The 21863-nt window shown below is 66.9% G+C and carries 22 protein-coding genes; 12 read left to right on the top strand and 10 right to left on the bottom strand.

All coding sequences use genetic code 11. The annotated features are described in order from the left end of the window. Positions 1–8 precede the first annotated feature (8 nt). The 4 genes from U1H99_RS09330 to recJ all read left to right on the top strand — a co-directional run bounded on the left by U1H99_RS09330 (position 9) and on the right by recJ (position 3822). A complete protein-coding gene (locus U1H99_RS09330; RefSeq protein WP_323141459.1) occupies positions 9–599 on the top strand; it encodes a ferritin Dps family protein in 591 nt (196 codons plus the stop codon). Then, positions 569–937, top strand: coding sequence for a hypothetical protein (locus tag U1H99_RS09325; RefSeq protein WP_323141458.1), 369 nt, complete (start codon positions 569–571; stop codon positions 935–937). Before U1H99_RS09330 ends, U1H99_RS09325 begins: the two co-directional genes overlap by 31 nt. Positions 938–1042: 105 nt before the next feature. Then, positions 1043–2113: a hypothetical protein gene (locus U1H99_RS09320; protein ID WP_323141457.1), complete on the top strand. Its 1071-nt coding sequence runs from the start codon at positions 1043–1045 to the stop codon at positions 2111–2113. Between the two features lie 59 nt (positions 2114–2172). After that, entirely contained in the window at positions 2173–3822 is a 1650-nt protein-coding gene (recJ, locus tag U1H99_RS09315) for a single-stranded-DNA-specific exonuclease RecJ (protein WP_323142096.1), read from the top strand. A gap of 105 nt (positions 3823–3927) precedes the next feature. Here recJ and U1H99_RS09310 read toward each other — a convergent pair whose 3' ends face one another. Both U1H99_RS09310 and U1H99_RS09305 read right to left on the bottom strand, forming a co-directional pair. Beyond that, entirely contained in the window at positions 3928–4623 is a 696-nt protein-coding gene (locus U1H99_RS09310) for an Ig-like domain-containing protein (RefSeq protein WP_323141456.1), read from the bottom strand. Between the two features lie 64 nt (positions 4624–4687). Then, the gene (locus U1H99_RS09305) at positions 4688–5659 is read right to left on the bottom strand and encodes a LysR family transcriptional regulator (RefSeq protein ID WP_323141455.1); all 972 of its coding nucleotides are present in this window, start codon (positions 5657–5659) and stop codon (positions 4688–4690) included. 102 nt (positions 5660–5761) lie between these two features. On the opposite strand from U1H99_RS09305, the gene U1H99_RS09300 reads away from it, so the two are divergent. Beyond that, positions 5762–6961, top strand: coding sequence for an MFS transporter (locus U1H99_RS09300; protein ID WP_323141454.1), 1200 nt, complete (start codon positions 5762–5764; stop codon positions 6959–6961). A gap of 69 nt (positions 6962–7030) precedes the next feature. On the opposite strand, the gene U1H99_RS09295 is transcribed toward U1H99_RS09300, so the two are convergent. From U1H99_RS09295 to U1H99_RS09280, 4 genes are read right to left on the bottom strand one after another with little or no spacing between them, the layout of a single operon-like run. Further along, on the bottom strand, positions 7031–8326 hold the full coding sequence (locus tag U1H99_RS09295; protein WP_323141453.1) for an MFS transporter: 1296 nt from the start codon (positions 8324–8326) through the stop codon (positions 7031–7033). A gap of 54 nt (positions 8327–8380) precedes the next feature. Next, positions 8381–8872 (bottom strand): cupin domain-containing protein, encoded by a 492-nt coding sequence (locus tag U1H99_RS09290; protein WP_323141452.1) that lies wholly within the window; start codon positions 8870–8872, stop codon positions 8381–8383. An 18-nt stretch (positions 8873–8890) separates the two neighbouring features. Continuing rightward, entirely contained in the window at positions 8891–9277 is a 387-nt protein-coding gene (locus U1H99_RS09285; RefSeq protein ID WP_323141451.1) for a VOC family protein, read from the bottom strand. 25 nt (positions 9278–9302) lie between these two features. After that, positions 9303–9731, bottom strand: coding sequence for a YybH family protein (locus U1H99_RS09280; protein ID WP_323141450.1), 429 nt, complete (start codon positions 9729–9731; stop codon positions 9303–9305). Between the two features lie 285 nt (positions 9732–10016). On the opposite strand from U1H99_RS09280, the gene U1H99_RS09275 reads away from it, so the two are divergent. From U1H99_RS09275 to U1H99_RS09265, 3 genes are read left to right on the top strand one after another with little or no spacing between them, the layout of a single operon-like run. Beyond that, positions 10017–10454: an antitoxin Xre/MbcA/ParS toxin-binding domain-containing protein gene (locus U1H99_RS09275; RefSeq protein WP_323141449.1), complete on the top strand. Its 438-nt coding sequence runs from the start codon at positions 10017–10019 to the stop codon at positions 10452–10454. Position 10455: 1 nt separating this feature from the next. Then, positions 10456–11166 carry an RES family NAD+ phosphorylase gene (locus tag U1H99_RS09270; protein ID WP_323141448.1) on the top strand — a complete coding sequence of 237 codons (711 nt, stop codon included), beginning with the start codon at positions 10456–10458 and terminating at the stop codon, positions 11164–11166. 27 nt (positions 11167–11193) lie between these two features. Next, positions 11194–11514 (top strand): DUF2288 domain-containing protein, encoded by a 321-nt coding sequence (locus tag U1H99_RS09265; RefSeq protein ID WP_323142095.1) that lies wholly within the window; start codon positions 11194–11196, stop codon positions 11512–11514. Between the two features lie 90 nt (positions 11515–11604). Here the strand turns inward: U1H99_RS09265 and U1H99_RS09260 are convergent, their stop codons facing one another. Further along, positions 11605–13194: a methyl-accepting chemotaxis protein gene (locus U1H99_RS09260; RefSeq protein WP_323141447.1), complete on the bottom strand. Its 1590-nt coding sequence runs from the start codon at positions 13192–13194 to the stop codon at positions 11605–11607. A gap of 227 nt (positions 13195–13421) precedes the next feature. Here U1H99_RS09260 and U1H99_RS09255 point away from each other — a divergent pair, with 227 nt between their 5' ends. Beyond that, positions 13422–14162 (top strand): GAF domain-containing protein, encoded by a 741-nt coding sequence (locus U1H99_RS09255; RefSeq protein ID WP_323141446.1) that lies wholly within the window; start codon positions 13422–13424, stop codon positions 14160–14162. Positions 14163–14239: 77 nt separating this feature from the next. Here the strand turns inward: U1H99_RS09255 and U1H99_RS09250 are convergent, their stop codons facing one another. Together U1H99_RS09250 and U1H99_RS09245 are read right to left on the bottom strand one after the other, a co-directional pair. Next, positions 14240–14671, bottom strand: coding sequence for an SEL1-like repeat protein (locus U1H99_RS09250; protein ID WP_323141445.1), 432 nt, complete (start codon positions 14669–14671; stop codon positions 14240–14242). Next, positions 14668–16674, bottom strand: coding sequence for a bifunctional 2',3'-cyclic-nucleotide 2'-phosphodiesterase/3'-nucleotidase (locus U1H99_RS09245; protein ID WP_323142094.1), 2007 nt, complete (start codon positions 16672–16674; stop codon positions 14668–14670). The genes U1H99_RS09250 and U1H99_RS09245 overlap by 4 nt, the downstream gene beginning before the upstream one ends. A gap of 199 nt (positions 16675–16873) precedes the next feature. Here U1H99_RS09245 and prfB point away from each other — a divergent pair. From prfB to lysS, 3 genes are all read left to right on the top strand, one after another. Beyond that, positions 16874–17978, top strand: a protein-coding gene (gene prfB, locus U1H99_RS09240) for a peptide chain release factor 2 (RefSeq protein WP_323141444.1) whose coding sequence is annotated in 2 segments (ribosomal slippage) — positions 16874–16954 and positions 16956–17978 — 1104 coding nt in all. Because the reading frame shifts where the segments join, the coding sequence is not laid out codon by codon here. 16 nt (positions 17979–17994) lie between these two features. Then, a complete protein-coding gene (locus U1H99_RS09235; RefSeq protein WP_323141443.1) occupies positions 17995–18660 on the top strand; it encodes an HAD family hydrolase in 666 nt (221 codons plus the stop codon). 35 nt (positions 18661–18695) lie between these two features. After that, on the top strand, positions 18696–20246 hold the full coding sequence (gene lysS, locus U1H99_RS09230) for a lysine--tRNA ligase (protein ID WP_323141442.1): 1551 nt from the start codon (positions 18696–18698) through the stop codon (positions 20244–20246). Positions 20247–20418: 172 nt separating this feature from the next. Here lysS and ppnN read toward each other — a convergent pair whose 3' ends face one another. Further along, the gene (gene ppnN / locus U1H99_RS09225) at positions 20419–21789 is read right to left on the bottom strand and encodes a nucleotide 5'-monophosphate nucleosidase PpnN (RefSeq protein WP_323141441.1); all 1371 of its coding nucleotides are present in this window, start codon (positions 21787–21789) and stop codon (positions 20419–20421) included. Positions 21790–21863: the final 74 nt, after the last annotated feature.

Raw genomic sequence — 21863 nt, 5'->3', positions numbered from 1 at the left:
AGGACATCATGGCGCAACAACATGAACACGTCGGAATGAACAAGACCGGCATCCAGATGTCGCCGCTGGAAACCGGCCGCATGCTGGACGACGACGACATCCTCACGCGCGGCACGCCCGGCGACGACAGCGCCGCGCTGCAGCTGCGCGAAGCCTATATCGCCGACTCGGGCGGGATCGGCTCGATCCCGGCGCCGGGCACCGTGACCGGCATGGTCAGCATGGGCGTCAACATGCTGACCGGCGACAAGCCGCAGATCCTGCTCGACAAGATGGCTGAACGGCTGGCCTTCGAGCGCACCGGCACGCGCCTGTACGACGCCCTGCTGACCAAGCTCGACGTCTTCCAAGCCGATGGCAATGCCGCCACATCGATGGGATCGATCACGCGCGAACAGGCCGCCAGCATCCGCGGCGACGAGGCGCGCCACATGCTGCTGATGAAGGAAGCGATCGAATCGATGGGTGGCGACCCGACCGCGCAGACGCCCAGCGCGGACGTGGCCGGGGTCGAGTCGATGGGCATGGTGCAGGTGCTGAACGATCCGCGCACCAGCCTGTCCCGCGTTTGCGATGCCAACGCCTGCATGCCATCCTGACCATCGAACTGTGCGACGACGCCGGCTGGGAGACCCTGATCGCGCTGGCCGAGGAAGGCGGCCAAGACAAGCTTGTCGACCGTTTCAGCGACGCCCTGGTGCAGGAGCGCACCCACCTGTCGCTGGTGCAGACCTGGTACGAGGAGACCGTCGGCCTGAGCGCGGCCGGCCTGAGCGGCGCCGGCTCGGCCAGCAGCGACGCCGGCGGCATCGTCCATGCGCGCGCCGGCGTCGTGCCCGGCACCTCCGGCAGCGGGCCGAATCTCGGCACCGGCGCCATGCGCGCTGCCGGTTCGCCAGCCGACGTCGCAGGCGACGGCGGTGCCGGCAGCACCTAGGGCGCCGCCACGCCAGAGAAACCTCCCGGCAAGCCGCAGCCTTAGCAAACCGGCCATGTCTGCACAGACCGCGCATTTCTGGCGGACATGGCCTACAATATGAGGATGGCCCACATTTCGCTTGTCCTGCCGTTCGCCCTCCCCGTTCCCGAATTCGCGCCCGACCTGATCCGCGCCCTGCAAGCGCCGGCGCTGGCGGCGCTGTCGTCGCGCACGTCCGAGCGCCGCTACCATCCGCTCGATCCGAAAGCGCGTGTCCTGCCGCACGAGCTGTGGATCGCCCGCGCGCTCGGGCTGATGCGCGGCCTCGAGCCGGCCGTGGCCGCCAGCGCGATGCGCGGCCTCGGCCTCGACCCGCAGGATGGTACCTGGTTCGTGGTCAATCCGACTCACATCCAGATCGCCCGCACCCACCTGATGATGGGCGACCCGCGCCAGCTCGACCTGCGCGAGGACGAAGGCCGCGCCCTGTTCGACAGCGCCCTGGCCGATTTCACGGAAGCCGGCTACGACCTGCGCTACGGCAGCGCCGACACCTGGTTCATGCGTGCCGACGCCTGGGACGACCTGCACACGGCGAGCCTCGACGCGGCGGTGGGCATGAACCTGACCGACTGGATGCCGACCGGCGCCCAGGCGCGCGCCTTCCGCAAGCTGCAGAATGACGTGCAGGTGAGCTGGTACACCGATCCGGTCAACGCGGCGCGCGAGGCGCGCGGCCAGGTGCCGATCAACTCGATCTGGCCCTGGGGCGGCGCCAGCAGCGCGACCGAAGAGGCCACCCGCCTGGTGGCCAGCGCCCAGGGCAAGTCGATGGACAGGCCTGCCGTGCTGACCCATGCGGTGCCGGGCTGGCTGGATGCCCTCGCCGGCACGCGCGCCGCTACGCCCTCGGCCCTGCTGGCAGGGGTCGACGCGGCGCAGGCCGGCCAGTTGCTGCTGGTGGCCGGCAACGCGGCTGCGCCGGCGATTGCCGCCGACTGGGACGGCTGGCTGCGCGCCATCCAGTATCTGGAAGCCGAGCTGTTCGCGCCGCTGCTGGCGCTGCTGGGCAAAGGCCGCGTGCAGAGCCTGCGCCTGGTGCTGAGCCACCGCGACGGCCACCTGGAACTCCTAACGACACCGATGGCCCAACGCAAATTCTGGCGCCGTCCGAGTCTGGAAGCACTCATTTAAAGACCCGCACTGTGAAAACCCGCATCGCCATCCGTCCCTGCCCGGCACGCCATTCCGAAATGCTGCGCCAGGGCGGCATCCACCCCGTGCTCGCGCGCGTGTTCGCCGCGCGCGGCCTGACCGACGCGCGTGAACTCGCCAGCGAGCTGCAGGCGCTGCTGCCGCCGGCCACCCTGCTGCAGATCGACGCCGCCGCCGTCTACCTGGCCGACGCCATCGGGGGCGGCAAGAAGATGACCATCGTCGCCGACTACGACTGCGACGGCGCCACCGCCTGCGCGGTGGCCCTGCGCGGGCTGCGCGCGATGAACGCGCACGTCGACTACATCGTGCCCAACCGTTTCGAGTACGGCTACGGCCTGACGCCGGAAATCGTCGAGCTGACCGCGCGCGAAAAAGCGCCGGACATCATCATCACGGTCGACAACGGCATCGCCAGCATCGACGGCGTCGAAGCGGCCAAGCGGCGCGGCATCGACGTGGTCGTCACCGACCACCACCTGCCGGGCGACCGCCTGCCGGACGCGCGCGTGATCGTCAACCCGAACCAGCCCGAGTGCGGCTTCCCCAGCAAGCACCTGGCCGGCGTCGGCGTGGTGTTCTATGTGCTGCTGGCGCTGCGCGCGGAACTGCGCAAGCGCGGCGTGTTCGATGCGCAGACCCAGCCCAAGCTGGATTCCCTGCTCGACCTGGTCGCGCTGGGCACGGTGGCCGACGTGGTCAAGCTCGACACCAACAACCGCATCCTGGTGGCGCAGGGCCTGAAGCGCATGCGTGCCGGGCGCATGCATGCCGGCGTGGCCGCGCTGTTCCGCGTCGCCGGGCGCGAGGCGCGCACCGCCTCGCCGTTCGACCTCGGCTTCGCGCTGGGGCCGCGCCTGAACGCCGCCGGCCGCCTGGAAGACATGTCGCTCGGGATTGAGTGCCTGACCACCGACGACGAAGGCCGTGCCTGGGCCATCGCCCAGCAGCTCAACGAAATCAACCTGAAGCGGCGCGAGATCGAGGCCGACATGCAGGGCACTGCCCTCTTGCACCTGGACGATTTCGAACCGGCCGCCGCCAGCACCATCGCCGTGTTCGACGACGGCTGGCACCAGGGCGTGATCGGCATCGTGGCGTCGCGCCTGAAAGAAAAATTCTACCGCCCGACCATCACCTTCGCGCCGGCCGGCGACGGCTGGATCAAGGGTTCGGGCCGTTCGATCCCCGGCTTCCACCTGCGCGACGCGCTCGACCTGGTGTCCAAGCGGGTGCCGGGGCTGATCGACAAGTTCGGCGGCCACGCGATGGCGGCCGGCCTGACCATCCGCGGCGACCACTTCGATACCTTCAGCCAGGCTTTCGAAGCAGTCGGCCAGGCCTGGCTCAGCGCAGCGCAGCTGGAACGCGTGGTCGAGACCGACGGCCCGCTGGAAGACGATTTCTACAGCACCCAGTTCATCGAGCTGCTCGATGGCCAGGTCTGGGGCCAGGGTTTCGCGCCGCCGGTGTTCGTCGACGAATTCCGCGTGGTCAGCCAGCGCATCCTGAAGGACAAGCACCTCAAGCTGCTGCTGGAACGCAATGGCCGCCGCTACGACGCGATCTGGTTCGGCCACACCGATGCGCTCGGCGACATGGCGCGGGTGGCGTTCCGGCTGGATGCCAACGAGTACAACGGCGTGACCAAGGTGCAGTTGCTGGTGGAGCATGCCGAGCCGGCGTAAACCTACCGCTGCATACCTCGTTGTCCCCGCGCAGGCGGGGAGTCGTTTCCGGCAATGCCGGGAACGACGTGGTCAGACGGTCGTATCAAAATACAGGATCGAAACTCAACGCACGCAGCTGACGTAAGCCACGTCCGTATCCGTGCGGTTGACGGCATCCCCGGTCTCCAGGTCCAGCACCATGTGGGCGGCGTTCGCGCCGCCCGCCGCGGTCGAGGTCCAGGCCTTGCCCAGCTGCCAGTTGTGTCCGGCGATCTTGCCCGACGCCGCCAGCCGCGCCAGCTCGGCCTGGGTCGGCAGGCGCCAGTTGGCGACGCTGTCGATCACGGTGCCGGCGCAGAAGTCGGTGGCGTGCGCATAGGTGTCGGTGTGCAGCACGCGCGCGTAGATCAGGCCGTCGACCGTCACGGCGGTCGCGCCGGGCGACACCGGCGCGGTGCAGGCGTAATTCGCTACCGTGGCCGGACTGACGCACGCCGCGCTGACGGTCAGCGTGGTCGACGTACGCGTCGGGCCGTAGCTTTCGTAGCCCGGCTGGGCGGCCGTGATCTCGGCCTGGCCGACACCCTTGATCGTGACCGTGGCACCGCTCACGGTGGCCACGGCGGGATTCGAACTGGTGTACACGAACGCGGCCGGGCTGCGCGATGACGGCGCGGTCAGGACGAAGGGCGCGTCGGTTTCCTTCTTGGTGATCGCCGCGAACTCGCCCAGCGGCGGGCCATCGCCGGCGCCGCCGCATGCCGTTACCGCGGAAGCCAGCACGCAGGCCAGCACGGCCGCTCCAATGATGCGTTTCATCTCGAGTCTCCCAAAAGTGTTGCCGGACTCTAGCAGAGGAGAGACGAGAAATAAAGACACTTTGTCAACTTGCGGCATCGACCTCGCCGTCGACCGCGCCGTCGAGCGCAGCGTCGGACGCGTCGCCCAGCGCCTCGCACAGCACCGCCACCACCTGGCTGACGCGCGGCAGCGACGCCTTGGCCTTGGGCCAGACCACGTGCAGCGGCAGACCCGGCGTCGCATGGGCGGGCAGCACCTGCACCAGGCTGCCGTCCGCCAGCTGGCCGCCGACCAGCCAGGTCGGCAACTGGGCGATGCCGAGGCCGGCCAGCGTCAGGTCGCGCTGGGCCTCGGCATTGCCGGCCACGATGCGGGCGTCGAGCGCGGTCTTTTCGATGCGCGGTGCGGCCCGCCCTTCGCCGCTGCGGATCAGCCACGGGCTGATGCTGCCGTCGGCCTTGCGGTACATGATGGCGGCATGCTGCGCCAGATCCTCGACCGTCGCCGGAATCCCGTGCGCGGCCAGGTAGGCCGGCGCCGCGCAGAACACCTTCTGCTCCTGCCCCAGGTAGCAATGGCCGAGCGACGGCGGCCAGGCTTCCGGACTGCCGATACGCAGGGCCACGTCGATGCCTTCGTCGTGGATGTCGACATAGCGATCGGTGAACGACAGCACCGGCTGCAGGCGCGGGTAGCGCCCGAAGAACGGCGCCAGCAGCGGCAGCGCCACCAGGCGGCCGAAGGTCACCGGCAGGTCGATGCGCAGGCGCCCGGCCAGCACTTCGCCGTCGCCGCCGAGCGCATGCTCGGCTTCCTCGAGTTCGCTCAGCACCCGGGTGCAGGCCGCCAGGAAGCGGCCGCCCGCCTCGGTCAGCGCCAGCCGCCGCGTGCTGCGCTCGAACAGGCGTACCTGCAGCCGCGCTTCCAGCCGCGCGACCGCCTTGCCGACCGCGGAACTGGTCAGGTTCAGGCGCTCGCCGGCGCGCACGAAGCTGCCAGCCCTGGCCACGGCGACAAACACTTCGACCCCTTTCAAACGTTCACTGTTCGGCATGCCTTATTCCGGAAATAAATTCCGCGAATTATAGAAAAAATACCCGAGATAAGACCACACATATCGAATAGCATGCTTACCCCTGCAATCGAAGGCCTGTCCATGTCCCAACCAAGCACCATCACCCGCGCCGCGCACGACACCACCCAGCCCGGCGCCGCCATCTCGATCCTGATCCTGGCGATCGCCGCCTTCGTCATCGTCACCACCGAATACCTGATTGTCGGCCTGCTGCCGGCGCTGTCGCGCGACCTCGCCATCTCGATCTCGGCCGCCGGCCAGCTGGTGACCCTGTTCGCCTTTACCGTCATGCTGTTCGGGCCGCCGCTGACGGCCTGGCTGTCGCACCTGGACCGCAAGAAGCTGTTCATCGCGATCCTGGTGGTGTTCGCCCTGTCGAACGCCCTGGCCGCGCTGGCACCCAACATCTGGGTGCTGGCGCTGGCGCGCTTCATCCCGGCGCTGGCGCTGCCGGTGTTCTGGGGCACGGCCAGCGAAACCGCGGGCCAGTTGGCCGGTCCCGCCAAGGCCGGCCAGGCGGTGTCGCGCGTGTACCTCGGCATCTCGGCGGCCCTGCTGTTCGGGATCCCGCTCGGCACCGTGGCCGCCAACAGCGTGGGCTGGCGCAATTCGTTCTGGATGCTGGCCGTGCTGTCGCTGCTGATGGCGGCCGCGCTGTGGGCGCTGATGCCGGCGGTGGCGCGCACCCCGCGCATGGATTTCAAGCAGCAGGCGCGCCTGTTCCGCGAGCCCTACTTCCTGGCCAACGTCGCACTGTCGATCGTCGTGTTCACCGCGATGTTCACCGCCTACACCTACCTGGCCGACATCCTCGAGCGCCTGGCCGGCATCGCCCCGGCCCGGGTCGGCTGGTGGCTGATGGGCTTCGGCGCGATCGGCCTGGTCGGCAACTGGCTGGGCGGCAAGGCGGTCGACCGCGCGCCGGTCAAGGCCACGGCAGGCTTCGCGGCGCTGCTCGGCATCGGCATGGCGCTGAGCGTGCCGGCCGTGCATGCGCTTCCGATGTTCTGCCTGGTGCTGGCGGTATGGGGCATCGCCTACACCGCCCTGTTCCCGGTATGCCAGGTGCGCGTGATGACCTCGGCGACGCATTCCCAGGCGCTGGCCGGTACCACCAATGTCTCGGCCGCGAATGCCGGCATCGGCATCGGCGCCATGCTCGGTGGCGCCGTGATCCCGACGCTGGGGCTGGACAAGATCGGTTATATCTCCGCCGCGATCGCCCTGCTGGCGGTGCTGATGGCGCCGGTCGTCGCCTCGCTCGGCCGCAAGCGCCCGTAACGGCTCGGGCGGCGCCGAGGGCAAGCTCCGGCATCGGCAGCCCCGCTTGCGCCGTCGCTTACGCCATATTCATTGCGGCTGGGGCTGCGCCCGCCCGCCGCGCCAGGGCCGGTACAGGATCAGCGCGGCCACCAGCCCGCAGGCCGCGGCGGCCGCCATCCAGTAGCCCGGCGCCGCCTTGTCGCCGGTGACCTGGATCAGCCAGGTCGACACCACCGGCGTGAAGCCGCCGAAGATCGCGGTCGCCAGGCTGTAGGCCAGCGAAAAGCCGACCGTGCGCACGTCGGCCGGCATGATCTCGGTGAGCGCGACCACGGTGGCGCCGTTGTAGCTGGCGTACATGAAGGAGAGCCACAGCTCGGCTTCCAGCATGTGGGCGAAGGTGGTGTCGCGCACCAGCCAGGCCAGCACCGGATGCGCGGTCAGGATCGGCAGTACCGTGAACACGACCAGTAGCGGCCAGCGGCCGATGCGGTCCGACAGCGCGCCCATCAGCGGCAGCCAGATGAAGTTGGACAGGCCGATGCAGAAGGTGGCCAGCAGGCTGTCCGCCGCGCTCAGCTTCAGCACGCTCTTGCCGAAGGTCGGCGCGTACACGGTGATCAGGTAGAACGACACCGTGGTCATCACCACCAGCATCATCCCCAGCAGCACCAGGCGCCAGTTGGCCACCATCGAGCCGACCACCTCGCGGAAGGCCGGGCGGTGCTTGCGCGCCTTGAAGGCTTCGGTCTCCTGCAGCGAGCGGCGGATCACGAACACGATCGGGATAATCGAGCAGCCGACGAAGAAGGGAATGCGCCAGCCCCAGTCGCCGATCACGCCCGGCGCCAGCTGCTGGTTGAGCAGGTAGCCGAGCGCCGCCGCCGCCATCACCGCGGCCTGCTGGCTGGCCGACTGCCAGCTCACGTAAAAGCCTTTCTGGCCCGGCGGCGCCATCTCGGACAGGTACACCGACACGCCGCCGAGCTCGACGCCGGCCGAGAAGCCCTGCAGCAGGCGGCCGGTGAGCACCAGCAGCGGCGCCGCTACGCCGATGGTGGCGTAGCCCGGCACGAAGGCGATCAATACGGTGCCGCAGGCCATGATCGCCAGCGTCACGATCAAGCCCTTGCGGCGGCCGATACGGTCGATGTAGCTGCCCAGGATGACGGCGCCGAGCGGCCGCATCAGGAAGCCGGCGCCGAAGGTCACGAAGGTGAGCATCAGCGACAGGTATTCGTTACCGGATGGGAAAAAGGTGCTCGCGATGTAGGTGGCATAGAAGCCGTACAGGAAAAAGTCGAACATCTCGAGGAAGTTGCCGCTGGTGACGCGAATGACGGTCGCCAGCGGCGATGAAGCGGGCATCGCCTGTGTGGACATGAAGTCTCCGGATTGCATGGATGCCCCATTGTCGCCGAATCATCCTTTCCGTGCTCAGCAGCCCGGGTACGGTGTGCCGTCCTTACGCGTAAAGCGCCAGCCGTCGCCGCTGCGCTCGGCGGCGAGGTCGTCGCGCGGATACGTGGCACTGTCGCCGGGGCGGCGGTCGCCCACTTCGAGGTAGCTCGCTTCCTGCGCCGAGCGGTTGACCAGCTGGTGACCGGTGCCGCCGGCCGGAAAACCGGCGCACATGCCGGCGCCGAGGAGGGTTTCGCCGCCGTCGTGGACCAGCACGAGTTCGCCGCTGAGGACGTAGATCCATTCGTCCTGCACCGCGTGGCGGTGGAACAGCGCGGACATCGACCCCGGCGCCATGGTCACATGGTTGACGCCGAAGCCCTGCAGGCCGAACGGATCGCCGAGCGGGCGTTTGACCCGGCCCTGCATCATCGCGGCGAAGGGTTCCGGATAATTCGAGGGCTTGGTGCGCGCCGGCGCTGTGGCGGCGGCGAGGGCGACGGGCGGCGTTTCAAGGGTGGACATCATGGACTCCTTCGCGTGTGCTTACTGGCCTGCCGGCGGCTGCCACAACTCGACCTTGTTCCCTTCCGGGTCGATCACCCAGCCGAACTTGCCGAATTCGCCATCGTCGGTGTTGTCGAGCACCTGGCAGCCCTCGGCGCGCAGCGCCTGCAGCAGCGCGTCCAGGTCATCGACCCGGTAATTGATCATGAAGGATGCGGTGCCCGGCGCGAAATGGTCGCTGCCGGCCTGGCCGATCGACCAGATCGTGGTGCCGCCCGCAGGCTGGCCGTCGGCGCCGCGCCAGCTGAAGGCCGCGCCGCCCCAGGGCAGCACGTCGATGCCGAGGTGGCGCCCGTACCAGGCGCGCAGCGCGGCCGGGTCCTGCGCGTGGAAGAAGATGCCGCCGATGCCTGTCACTCGCTTCATATGCGCTCCTGTCTGGGTTACATGCCTACTTGGGATTGGCAGCCGCGCACGCGCACGGCGTGTCGCCACGGTCGAACACGATTTTCCAGCGTCCCGGCGCCTCCAGCCGCCAGATCGAATTGAAACGCCCTACCCGCTTGCCGGCGGCGTCGAACACCGGGCCGCCGCTGTAGGCCAGCGTGCCGGAATCGACCACCTCGACCTGGTCCGGCTCCCACGAAAACGGCGCCCGGCGGCCGTCGTAATACGGGCGCCAGGCGCGCGCGATGGCGTCGCGGCCGCGCAGCGGGGTGCTGCCGTCGAAGAAGATGGCTTCCTCGGCCAGGAAACCGCGAAAGGCGGCATGGTCGCGCGCCTTCATGGTGGCGGCGAAGGCGCGCTCGGCACTCACGACCTGCCGCTTCAGGTCGGCGTTGGTCGGCCGCGCCGCATTGGCCAGGGCCAGTATCAGCATGCTGAGGCATAAGACGCCAATCGACAGCAGACGCACGGTGCACCTCCCGGTCAGACTTGGAACGCCTGACAAAACCGCGATGGCGGCGTTGCATCGTCTCGCCGTACTAACAGTACTGTCTTCGACGATGCGCCTGGCCCTGAAGGTTTGTCAGGCACTCCCTGTATCCCGCTATTAGTTACTTATTATTAACTGATCAATTCTGCCATCGCGTTCGGCTTTGCACAAGCGGCTTGCAATCGATCCTAAAGCGGAGTATAAAATCTACAGAATCGGAGGATTAATATGAGCCATGCCTACGCCTACCCCACCAGCCGTTTCGAAACCACGCCCCTGGTTGACCTGAATGCCCGAGCCGAGCGCGAGCGCCTGTCCGGGTCCGCCCTGAAGGGCTTCTTCCAGCTCGCCGCGGCCTGGCAACTGCGCGACGACGATGCGCGCGAACTGCTCGGCGGCCTGTCTTCGTCCTCGTTCTACGAATGGAAAAAGAACCACGAGCGCGTGCTCGAGGTCGACCGCATCACGCGCATCTCCTACCTGCTCGGCATCTACAAGGCACTGCACATCCTGTACGGCGACAAGCTGGCCGACGAATGGATCCGCCTGCCCAATAAAAATGCGATCTTCCGCGGCGCCACGCCGCTGGCCTACATGCTGGGCGGCGGGCTGCTGGCCATGCAGACGGTAAGGCGCCTGCTCGACGCGCGGCGCGGAGGACTCTGAAGTGAGGCTCCTCGACAAGCCGGCCAGCCGCGCGCTGCCGCCGGTCACCACCCTGCGCCAGTTCGACACCTGCCGCCTGATCCCGTCGCGCTTCGCCGAGGCCGAGGATTCGGTGCTGGCCCCGCTGGCCGGCGGCGACGATGGCGTCCTGCGCGACCTGTTCGACCTCGACAACGCGACCAACGACCGCCTGCGCGGCGAGTCGGGCCTGTTGCCCGGCATCGGCATGGACGAACTGGTGTTCGGCGTGCCCAACTTCCGCATGATCAATGCCGCCTACACCTATGCGCGGCCGGAAGGCAGCCGCTTCAACGACGGCGCGCGCGGCGCCTGGTATTGCGCCTTCGACGCCGGGACCGCGCTGGCCGAGATCGGCTTCCACAAGGCGGTCGAGTACCAGGAGATCGGTCTGTTCGAAGACAGCGTCAGCTACCAGTGCCTGCTGGCCGATTTCACCGCCGGCTTCCACGACCTGCGCGGCTTCGAGCCGGCGCGCGCCTGCCTCGACCCGCGCAGCTACGTCGCTTCGCAAGGGCTCGCGGCCGAGCTGCTCGAGGCCGGCTCGATGGGCGTGATTTACCCGAGCGTGCGCCGGCCCGAGGGCACCAACCTGGCCTGCTTCCGGCCGGCGCTGGTCGGGAATGTCCGCAAGGGTCCCGCCTATCGGTTAACATGGGCGGGTTCGCCGATTCCCGAGATCGAACCCATTTAATCCAGTACCGACATGAGCAACGAGCCTATCAAGACCGACCCGCTGAAAGACAGCGAACTGCACGACAAGATCAACAGCGAGACAGCGCGCGTCCGGTGGTCCGAGCTGGAACGCCATTTCGCCCAGGGCAACGTGGTCTACGTCAGCGAGGAGCTCGACCTGATCGAAGTCGCGCTGCGCATCGCCCACGACGACAAGGCCAGCATCGCGCGCTGGATGGGCGAAGGCAAACTGGCCAAGGTGACGACCGTCCAGGCCCAGACCTGGCAGGCGGCCGACAGCCCGCTGTGGGCGTCGGTGGTGAGCCCGTTCGTGCTGGTGCAGCCGGAAAAGAAAAGCCTGCACTGATTTGGCAGTGCAGGCACAGGATGGGGCAGCATCTAGCCGGCGTATGCGTGGGCACGGGGTGCCCACCCTACAATCGCAAGCTTCTGCGAATCAAACGGCCAGGAGGGGCGCGCCGCGGCCGGCACGCCCGGCGTCGAGCTGGAATACGTTGACCAGCTCGGCCAACTGGTCGGCCTGGTCCTGCAGCGAGTGCGCGGCCGCCGTGGCTTGCTCCACCAGCGCCGCGTTCTGCAGCGTCATCTCGTCCAGCTGCACGATGGCGGCGTCGACGCGCTCGATGTCCTGGCTCTGGCCACGGGTCGCCTCCGAGATGCGGCCCATGATGCCGCTCACGTGGTGCACACTGTCCACCACCTTGCGCATGGTCTCGCCGGCGCGTCCGACCAGCACCGTGCCGGCGTCCACCTTGCTCACCGAATCTTCAATCAGGGCCTTGATTTCCTTGGCGGCCGCGGCCGAGCGATGGGCCAGGTTGCGCACCTCGGACGCCACCACGGCGAAGCCGCGGCCCTGCTCGCCGGCGCGCGCCGCCTCGACCGCCGCGTTCAGGGCCAGGATGTTGGTCTGGAACGCGATGCCGTCGATCACGGCGATGATGTCGACGATCTTCTTCGACGCGTCGTTAATCAGGCTCATCGTCTGGACCACGCCATCGACGGCGTCGCCGCCCTGGCGCGATACGCTGGACGCGTCCTGGGCCAGCCGGCTGGCCTCGTCGGCATAGCCTGCGTTGCGGCGCACCGAATCGATCAGGTGCTTCATCGAACCGGCCACCTGGGCCAGCTCGGCCGCCTGCGACTCGGTACGGCGCGACAGGTCGACGTTGCCGAGCGCGATCTCGGCCGACGCCGACGCGATCGCATGGGTGCCGCCGCGCACCTTGCCGACGATGCCGCTCAGACTGTCGCGCATTGCGCTCATCGCCGCCAGCAGGCTGCTCGGCGCGGCGCGGCGCACGTCGACCTGGTGCTGCAGCTCGCCGCGTGCGATCGCATGCGCCACGCTCGACGCATAGGCCGGCTCGCCGCCCAGCTGGCGTACCAGGCTGCGCACGATCAGGAGGCCGACCGCCGCCGCCAGCACCACGCACAGCGCGGTCAGGGCGGCGATGGTGGTGCGTGCCGACGAGGCGGTGGCGCGCGCGGCCGCGCTGGCCGCGTCGCTGCCGTCCTGCAGGCGCTTCAGCAGCACCTCGATGTCGGCCACGATGCGGCGCCGCAGCGGCGTGCATTCCTGGGTCAGGAAGGTGCCGAAGCCGTCCATGTCGCCGGCCGCGCGGTAACGGCGCGGGCGCTGCAGTTCCGTGCTCATCGCCATCAGCTCCGCGCGCACCTTGGCGTACTGCGGGTCGCCCTGCAGCGGGCCGTCGAGCTTGCCGAGCGCCGCGCGGAAATCGGCCGCGTGCCGGTCGACCAGGTCGAGTTCGCGCAGCGCGTCGGCATCGTTCTTGAACACGAAGGCGTTGCGTGCAGCGATGCCGGACTGGTCGAGCGCCTCACGCGCTCCGTACAGGGGTTCCAGGCGGGTACTGCGCAAGGTGTCGGCGTTGCCGAGCGCGCGCTCGATCGCGTTCACGCGCGATACCGAAAACAGGGCCAGCGCCACCGTGACGACGACCACGAGCGCAAAGGCGCCATAAAGTTGTGCAGCAATGCCAACACTTTGCGATTGTTTTGTCATATTTTTGTCAGTTGACAGGAAGGGATTACCGACGGAAATTGATGCATTTGACGAGCATAGCATTAAACTGACAACAGAATAGTTGATTGAATGAAATATTTGGTGGGAATTCGTGGAAAAAGTAACAAACTCAGCGTCCAAATAGTCGAAATTGACGACAAAATAGCTTATCGAAGGCAGTAAACCATCTGCTCAAATCCGTTATACTGAGCGAAACGAGGCTGTTTATGCAAAGCAACATCAAAGAAGACGATCCCATTCTCACTACCAGCGAGGTCGCGCGTTTGTTAGGCGTGGCCACGAGCACCGTCCAGATCTGGATGGAAAGCGGCGCGATCGAATCCTGGAAAACCCCGGGAGGGCACCGTCGTACCCGCTTGAGCATGGTCCAGGGCTTGATGCACGGCGAGGAAGCCCGCAACACGCCCGATCCGAATACCGATCCCGAATACCAGCCGGCGCAGGACCCGAACTACCCGGTGCCGTCCAACGAGCGCGCGCGCCTGGCGGCGCTGGCGTCGTCCGGCCTGGTCGACAGCGCGGAGGAAGCCCGCTTCGACCGCGTGGTACGGCTGGCGTCGATGGTCACCGGCTCGCCGATCGCACTGATCTCGCTGCTGACCTCGACCCGCCAGTGGTTCAAGGCGCGCGTCGGCCTGCCGGCACAGGAAACGCCGCGCGACTGGGCGTTCTGCTCGCATGCCATCCTGCAGAACGAACTGTTCGTGGTCGAAGATGCACTCGAGGACGAGCGCTTCCGCGCCAATCCGCTGGTGCAGCAGGATCCGAACATCCGCTTCTACGCCGGCGTGCCGCTGCGCGACAAGTCGGGCCAGCCGCTCGGCACGCTGTGCGTCATCGACCGCGAGCCGCGCCGCCTGCGCGCGTCCGAAGTGCAGAGCCTGCTCGACCTGGCCGAGATCGCGGCGAACGAGATCCAAGCGCCGTCGCGGCCATCACGCCATTGAGCGTGGTAGGGTGGACGGCTTGGCCGTCCACGCGGCGATCTTGAACGCGTGGACGGGAAACCCGTCCACCCTACCTGTTATTGACGCTGTGACTCGTGCGCGCGGTGTTGCATCGCGTGCGCCGCTTCGCGCAGCAACTCGGCCGCACGGGCCGGTTCGCGCTCGCTCATTGCCCGCATTGCCATCTCCTGCAAGGCCTCCGGATAGTCGGCCTGCGCCGCCGCTTCCAGCCAGCGTCGCGCCGCGGCCGCGTCGCGCGCGGCGCCCTCGCCTTCCGCCAGCATGTGCGACAGGATGAACATTGCTTCAGGCACGCCGCCTTGAGCGGCAGCCGTCAGCGCAACGACCGCCCGTGCCGCGTCAACCGGCAGGCCGTGGCTGCCGTTGCGGTACGCCAGCCCGCGCAGGTAGTCGGCGTGGGCGGCCGCCGCATCAGGTGCCGGTGCGGCCGCGGCGGCGCCGAGCAGCACCGCCGCCAGCAGCAGCGCCGTGGCCTGCCGCCACCTCATTTCGACAAATCGACCGCGTACAGCGCAAACCCCTTGCCCTGCCCGTCGTCCTCGCGCAGCTGCGACACGTTGGCCAGTCCGGCGGCGCGCGCCAGCTCGATCTTGCCCGGCGCCGAGTGGAACACCACCGGGCCGGCCGTCTTGACCTGGGCAAAGCGCCAGCTGCGCTGGGCGCCGTTGGCGGCGCGCGTCAGCTGCTTCGCCGTACGGATGTAGTCGATCAGCACGTCGCGGCTGGCGTCCGGCGAGGCGATCACGGTCTTGCTGCCGTCCAGGCCCGGGAAGTTGCCGCCGCCGCTGGCACGGTAGTTGTTGGTCGCGACCAGGAATGCCTGGGTGTCGGCCACCGGCTTGCCGTTCAGCGTCAGCTTGCGGATGCGCTGGCCGGGCGCCCGGGTCACGTCGATCTCGTAGGCCAGCGCCGCCGAGGTGACGGTGTCGAAGTTAAAGCTGGGGAAGGCGGGATTCAGCAGTTCCTGCGGCGCGGTGTTCGCCGGGTCGATGGTGTTGAAGCGCCCGGCCGCCTTTTCCAGCCAGGCCTTGAGGCCGGCGCCGTCGACCTTCACCGCGTACAGCGCGTTGGGATACAGGTACAGGTCGGCCGCGTTGTTCAGTGCCAGGTTGCCCGGCGCGACGTCGGTATAGTCGCCGGCGCCGCCGAAGCCGCTCTTGAAGGCGGCCGCCATCGACAGCACCGGCAGGTTCGCGTACTGCGGCAGGTTGGCGGCGACGTACTTGCGCACGTACTCGGTCTGGGCCTGGTTGACGACCTCGATCGCCGAGCTGTCGCCGACGTCGGCGAAATAGGTCGACATGCGGAAGTCGGTGCTGCCGACCGGCGTCTTCACGTACTCGATGGTGGCCTCGTGCTCGGCGCGCACCAGCCCCATCACCTGCGGATCGGCGGCCACGTATTGCTTGTTGCCCTGCTCGGTCGTGCGGCTCTCGACCACGGTGCGGTCGCGCTCGACTTTCCAGCCCTTGCCGTCATGGCGCAGCGACAACTTGACCACGCCCAGGTTCTTGCCCCACAAATTGGCCATCACGGTCGGCACGCCGAAGACGGTGCCCTTGGCCTTGTCGACGTGCGGCAGGTTGAATTGCGGGACCGTGCTGGCCGCGTTCGGGAACAGCATGTGCGAATGGCCGAGCAGCATGGCGTCGATGCCGCCGACCTCGCCGCTCTGCTGCGCCAGCCAGTAGTTCCCGTTTTCCATCGTCGGCGAATACGGGGCGGCATCCAGGCCGCCGTGCGAGATCACCACCACCAGGTCGGCCCCCTTCTTGCGCATCTCGGGGACGTAGCGCTTTGCCGTCTCGACCAGGCCCTCGGTGTAGACCTTCCCTTCCAGCCAGCGCTTGTCCCAGGCCAGGATGGTCGGCGGCGTGAAGCCGATGATGCCGACCTTGACGGTTGCCTCGACCGGGCGGCCGGCGCCGTCGACCGCCTTGACGCGCTTCTCGATGATCCGGTACGGCGCGAACAGCGGCTTTTTGGTCTTGCTGCTGTAGACGTTGGCCAGCACCATCGGGAAGCCCGGACCGGCGCATGCCTTGCCACCCTTGGCCGGCACGCCATCGGCGTCGAAGCCCCTGCCGCTGACCTGGCCCAGGAAGCCGAGGCCATAGTTGAAATCGTGGTTGCCGACGCCGGCGCCGTCGTAGCCGAGCCGCTGCATCACTTTATAGATGCCGAGCTGCTCGTCGCATTTCACCGGCTTGACCAGCGCCTGGTAGTCGGCTAGCGCGGTGCCCTGGATGGTGTCGCCGTTATCGAACAGCAGCGTGTTGGGGAATTCGGCGCGCGCCTGGGCGATCAGGGTCGCGGCGCGGTCCAGTCCCAGCGACGGCTCGGCGGCCAGCTTGAAGTAATCGTAGCCGACCACGTTCGAGTGGATGTCGGTGGTTTCCAGCAGCGCCAGTTCGGCGCGCGTTCCTGCAACCGGCGCAGCGGGCGGCCTGGCTGCCGGCGCAGCCCAGGCCGATGCGACCAGCACCGACATCAGCGACACGGAAAGGGGGAAGGAAAGGTGGGAGCGGAGACGATTCGGCATGGTGGGAATGACAAGAAACATTGGCAACAGCGGTCCATCATACAGAAGCGCCATGTCACCCGGCAAGGTCAGGCCAACTTGGCGCTTGGCGGCGGCGCAGTCGGGTATAATCTCCGGTTCGATTCAACTACAAGACACACCACCGACCATGGAAGCTGAACGCATCAACGCCCTCTCCGCCCTGCTGAACGACCTGACGGATCGTGAAGCCGAACTTCGGAGGTATCTTTGACTTCGATAAGAAGTCGGAGAAACTAGAACAGGTCAACCAGGAGCTGGAAGACCCGGCCATCTGGAACGACCAGAAACGCGCCCTCGAGATGGGCAAGGAAAAGAAGGCCCTCGAAGGCGTCGTGCTGACGCTGGAAAAGGCCCGCGCCGACCTCGGCGATGCGAACGACCTGTTCGAGATGGCGCGCGAAGAAGGCGATGACGACACCATCGAATCCGTCGAAGGCGATGCGGAAGAGATCAAGAAGGTCATCGAGGCGATGGAATTCCGCCGCATGTTCAGCAACCCGATGGACCACGCCAACTGCTTCATCGACATCCAGGCCGGCGCCGGCGGCACCGAAGCCCAGGACTGGGCCTCGATGCTGCTGCGCCAGTACCTGCGCTATTGCGAGCGCAAGGGCTTCAAGGCCGAGGTGATGGAAATCTCCGAGGGCGAGGTTGCCGGCATCAAGACCGCCACCATCAAGGTCGAGGGCGAGTACGCCTACGGCCACCTGCGCACCGAGACCGGCGTGCACCGCCTGGTGCGCAAGTCGCCGTTCGACTCGGCCAATGGCCGCCATACCTCGTTCACCTCGCTGTTCGTGTATCCGGAAGTCGACGAGTCCTTCGAGATCGAGATCAACCCGGCCGACGTGCGCATCGATACCTACCGCGCATCCGGTGCCGGTGGCCAGCACATCAACAAGACCGACTCCGCCGTGCGCCTGACGCACGCGCCTTCCGGTATCGTGGTCCAGTGCCAGAACGACCGCTCGCAGCACCGCAACAAGGCCGAGGCCTTCGACATGCTGCGCGCGAAACTGTTCGAGCTCGAGCTGCGCAAGCGCATGGCCGAGCAGCAGAAACTGGAAGACTCCAAGACCGACGTCGGTTGGGGCCACCAGATCCGTTCGTATGTGCTGGACCAGTCGCGCATCAAGGACTTGCGCACCGGCTTCGAGACCGGCAATACCAAGAACGTGCTGGACGGCGACATCGACGATTTCATTTCCGCATCGCTGAAGCAAGGCGTATAACCGAGAGCAAACGAGCATGACCCAAGCGCGCGCATTCATCTTCGACATGGACGGCACCATCGTCGACAACATGGCCTTCCATACCGACTCCTGGCTCGAGTTCTTCGCCCGCCGCGGCAAGTCGTATGAAGCGGACGCCTTTTTCCGCGAGACGGCCGGCGCCCAGGGCCGCGAGATCCTGCGCGCGCGCCTCGGCCCGGACATCCCGGACGACGAGATCGCCGTGCTGGCCCAGGAAAAGGATGTGCTGTACCGCGAGATGTACGGCCCGCACCGCCGTGCGATCGAGGGCTTCGAGCACTTCGTGACGAACGCGCGCGCCACCGGCGTGAAGCTGGCGGTGGCGACCTCCGCGCCGCCGAAGAACATCGTCTTCACGCTCGACGAACTCGACCTGCGCCGCCACTTCGACACCGTGGTCGGCGCCGCCGACGTCAAGCACGGCAAGCCGCATCCGGACGTGTTCCTGAAGGCGGCCGAGCAGCTCGGCATCGATCCCGCCGACTGCATCGTGTTCGAAGACGCGCCGATGGGCGTGGAAGCGGCGCGTCGCGCCGGCATGCGCGCGGTGGTCATCACGACCACGCTGCCGGCCGAGGCTTTCGCCGAATTCGACAACGTGATCCGCGTGGTCGACGACTATGCCGACCTGGACATCGGCAGCCTGTGCGCGAGCCTGTGAGCCGCGCCTGCAATCAATACTAGAGTGAACCTGATATGAGCACCGACAACAATCAAGAACAACAAAGCCAGGAACCCACGAGCCTGGGCCTCGACGACAACAAGATCATCGCCGAGCGCCGTGCCAAGCTGGCCGCGATCCGCGAAAAAGGCGTGGCCTTCCCGAACGACTTCGTCCCCCGGCACAAGGCGGCCGACCTGGCCGAGCAGTACGGCGGCTGGAGCCGCGAAGAGCTGGAAAAGGAGCCGCAAGCGGTGGTGCTGGCCGGCCGCATGATGCTCAAGCGCGAAGCCGGCAAGAAAGCCGCGTTCGCAACCTTGCAGGACGCGTCGGGCCTGCGCGCCGACGGCCGCATCCAGATCTACGTCACGCTCGACAACCTTGGCGAGGAAGCGATGGAAGCCTTCCGCCGCTACGACCTGGGCGACATCCTGGGCGTGGAAGGCACGCTGTTCAAGACCAAGGTCGACGAGCTGACCGTCAAGGTGACCACGCTGCGCCTGATCACCAAGTCGCTGCGTCCGCTGCCGGACAAGTTCCACGGCCTGGCCGACCAGGAAACCAAGTACCGCCAGCGCTACGTCGACCTGATCATGAACGAGGAGACGCGCCGCACCTTCAAGGCGCGTACCGCCGCCATCGCCTCGATCCGCCGCTTCATGCAGGAACACCAGTTCATGGAAGTGGAAACCCCGATGCTGCACGCGATCCCGGGCGGCGCCGCGGCCAAGCCTTTCATCACCCACCACAACGCGCTCGACATGCAGATGTTCCTGCGCATCGCGCCCGAGCTGTACCTGAAGCGCCTGGTGGTGGGCGGCTTCGACCGGGTGTTCGAGATCAACCGTAACTTCCGCAACGAGGGCGTCTCGGTCCGCCACAATCCGGAATTCACGATGATGGAGTTCTACGCGGCCTACACCGACTACAAGTGGCTGATGGACTTCACCGAAGCCGTGATCCGCCAGGCCGCCGCCGACGCCCACGGCACCGCCGAGCTGACCTACGGCGGGCGCGCGCTGGACCTGGGCAAGCCCTTCCACCGCCTGACCATCGTCGAAGCGATCAACAAGTTCGCCCCGGGCTACAGCGCCGAGCAGCTGGAGAGCGCCGAATTCCTGCGCACCGAACTGCTGAAGTTCGGCGTCAAGCCGCTGGCCCACGCCGGCCTGGGCGCGCTGCAGCTGGCGCTGTTCGAGGAAACCGCCGAAGCCCAGCTGTGGGAACCGACCTTCATCATCGACTACCCGGTCGAAGTCTCGCCGCTGGCGCGCGCGTCGGACACGCGCGAGGGCATCACCGAGCGCTTCGAACTGTTCATGGTCGGCCGCGAGATCGCCAACGGCTTCTCCGAGCTGAACGACCCGGAAGACCAGTCGGCACGCTTCCTGGCCCAGGTGGACGCCAAGGATGCCGGCGACGAGGAAGCGATGTACTACGACGCCGACTACATCCGCGCGCTGGAGTACGGCATGCCGCCGGCCGGCGGCTGCGGCATCGGCATCGATCGCCTGATGATGATCATCACCGACTCGCCGAACATCCGCGACGTGCTGCTGTTCCCGCACCTGCGCAAAGAGGACTGATCGACGATCGCATGAATGAAGGGGCGCCGCGGCGCCCCTTTTTTGTTAACTTAAGAACGTCGTCCCCGCGAACGCGGGGATCCAAGTTCTGCGTGCGTTACGGCTGCGCGCGCAACTTGGGTTCCCGCCTTCGCGGGAACGACGAATCAGAGCAGCTGGCCGTTTTCCGCCGTTACCGCACCACGCGGTAGCAAGGGATATATTCCTTACCCGGCAACTTCATCCGGCTCTGCTCCACGAACGACTGCAGCAGCTTGTCCATCGGCGCCATGATCTCGTCCTCGCCGTGGATCTCGAACTTGCCATACTTCTCGATCGCACGGATGCCCTCGTCCTTGACGTTGCCCGCCACCACGCCCGAAAATGCGCGGCGCAGGTTGGCCGCCAGCAGGTGGGTCTCCTGGTTCTTGTGCAGCGAGAGGTTGCGCATGTTCTCGTGGGTCGGACGGAACGGGCGCTGGAACTCGGGGTCGATCCGCAAGCCCCAGTTGAAGTAATAGGCGTCGCTGCGCGACTTGCGGAATTCGCGCACCTGGCGAATCCCGGTGTGCATCTCGCGCGCCACCGCTTCCGGATCGTCGACGATGATCTTGTAGCGCTTCTGCGCGTCGGCGCCCAGGGTCAGGCCGATGAACTGGTCGATCTGCTCGAAGTACTCCTTGGCCGCTGCCGGGCCGGTGAACACCAGCGGGAACGGCTGGTCGGCGTTTTCCGGATGCAGCAGGATGCCGAGGATGTACAGGATCTCTTCGGCAGTGCCGGCGCCGCCCGGGAACACGACGATGCCGTGGCCGGTGCGCACGAAGGCTTCCAGGCGCTTCTCGATATCCGGCATGATGACCAGGTCGTTGACGATCGGGTTCGGCGACTCGGCCGCGATGATGCCCGGCTCCGAGATGCCGAGGTAGCGGCCGCCCTGCAGGCGCTGCTTGGCGTGGCCGATGGTTGCGCCCTTCATCGGGCCCTTCATCGCGCCCGGGCCGCAGCCGGTGCAGATGTCGAGCTCGCGCAGGCCGAGCTGGTAGCCGACGTGTTTCGAATAGTTGTACTCGACGCGGTTGATCGAGTGGCCGCCCCAGCACACCACCAGGTTCGGATTGCGCTGCGGCTGGATCACGTTGGCGTTGCGCAGGATGTGGAACACGGCGTCGGTGATGCCTTCCGGGCGGTTCAGGTCGAAGCGCTGATTGTCGGTGACTTCGAAATTCACGTAGACGATGTCGCGCAGCACCGCAAACAGGTGCTCGTGGATACCCTTGATCATCTTGCCGTCGACGAAGGCATGAGCCGGCGCGCCGCGGATGTCGAGCTTGATGCCGCGTTCGCGCTGGATGATCTTGATATCGAAGTCCTTGTAGCGCTCCAGCAGTTCCTTGCCGTCGTCGATCGAGCTGCCGGAATTCAGCACGGCCAGCGCGCATTTTCGGAACACCTGGTACAGCCCGCCCTGGCTGGTATCGAGCAGCTTGGCCACCTCGGCCTTGGACAGGACTTCCAGCCGGCCTTCCGGCGAAATCAGGGTATCGACAACCTCGTATGTCATGGTTCGCTTCCTTTACTCTTCTATGAATCGATGTGGCATTTCTCCCAATATACGCGAACTCACCCGAGTCCGCG

Origin of the sequence: Massilia phyllosphaerae (assembly GCF_034659755.1) — a bacterium.
In the GTDB taxonomy this organism is placed as follows: Bacteria; Pseudomonadota; Gammaproteobacteria; order Burkholderiales; family Burkholderiaceae_D; genus Telluria; species Telluria phyllosphaerae.
Note: the sequence above shows the minus strand (reverse complement) of the source record. Positions and strands in the feature narration are given on the sequence as shown.

Excerpts from the sequence above, each read along its gene's own strand:
- U1H99_RS09330 (WP_323141459.1), top strand. The coding sequence starts at position 9 with ATGGCGCAACAACATGAACACGTCGGAATGAACAAGACCGGCATCCAG.
- U1H99_RS09320 (WP_323141457.1), top strand. The coding sequence starts at position 1,043 with ATGGCCCACATTTCGCTTGTCCTGCCGTTCGCCCTCCCCGTTCCCGAA.
- recJ (WP_323142096.1), top strand. The coding sequence starts at position 2,173 with ATGCTGCGCCAGGGCGGCATCCACCCCGTGCTCGCGCGCGTGTTCGCC.
- U1H99_RS09310 (WP_323141456.1), bottom strand. The coding sequence starts at position 4,623 with ATGAAACGCATCATTGGAGCGGCCGTGCTGGCCTGCGTGCTGGCTTCC.
- U1H99_RS09305 (WP_323141455.1), bottom strand. The coding sequence starts at position 5,659 with ATGCCGAACAGTGAACGTTTGAAAGGGGTCGAAGTGTTTGTCGCCGTG.
- U1H99_RS09300 (WP_323141454.1), top strand. The coding sequence starts at position 5,762 with ATGTCCCAACCAAGCACCATCACCCGCGCCGCGCACGACACCACCCAG.
- U1H99_RS09295 (WP_323141453.1), bottom strand. The coding sequence starts at position 8,326 with ATGTCCACACAGGCGATGCCCGCTTCATCGCCGCTGGCGACCGTCATT.
- U1H99_RS09290 (WP_323141452.1), bottom strand. The coding sequence starts at position 8,872 with ATGATGTCCACCCTTGAAACGCCGCCCGTCGCCCTCGCCGCCGCCACA.
- U1H99_RS09285 (WP_323141451.1), bottom strand. The coding sequence starts at position 9,277 with ATGAAGCGAGTGACAGGCATCGGCGGCATCTTCTTCCACGCGCAGGAC.
- U1H99_RS09280 (WP_323141450.1), bottom strand. The coding sequence starts at position 9,731 with ATGCTGATACTGGCCCTGGCCAATGCGGCGCGGCCGACCAACGCCGAC.
- U1H99_RS09275 (WP_323141449.1), top strand. The coding sequence starts at position 10,017 with ATGAGCCATGCCTACGCCTACCCCACCAGCCGTTTCGAAACCACGCCC.
- U1H99_RS09260 (WP_323141447.1), bottom strand. The coding sequence starts at position 13,194 with ATGACAAAACAATCGCAAAGTGTTGGCATTGCTGCACAACTTTATGGC.
- U1H99_RS09255 (WP_323141446.1), top strand. The coding sequence starts at position 13,422 with ATGCAAAGCAACATCAAAGAAGACGATCCCATTCTCACTACCAGCGAG.
- U1H99_RS09250 (WP_323141445.1), bottom strand. The coding sequence starts at position 14,671 with ATGAGGTGGCGGCAGGCCACGGCGCTGCTGCTGGCGGCGGTGCTGCTC.
- U1H99_RS09245 (WP_323142094.1), bottom strand. The coding sequence starts at position 16,674 with ATGTCGGTGCTGGTCGCATCGGCCTGGGCTGCGCCGGCAGCCAGGCCG.
- U1H99_RS09235 (WP_323141443.1), top strand. The coding sequence starts at position 17,995 with ATGACCCAAGCGCGCGCATTCATCTTCGACATGGACGGCACCATCGTC.
- lysS (WP_323141442.1), top strand. The coding sequence starts at position 18,696 with ATGAGCACCGACAACAATCAAGAACAACAAAGCCAGGAACCCACGAGC.
- ppnN (WP_323141441.1), bottom strand. The coding sequence starts at position 21,789 with ATGACATACGAGGTTGTCGATACCCTGATTTCGCCGGAAGGCCGGCTG.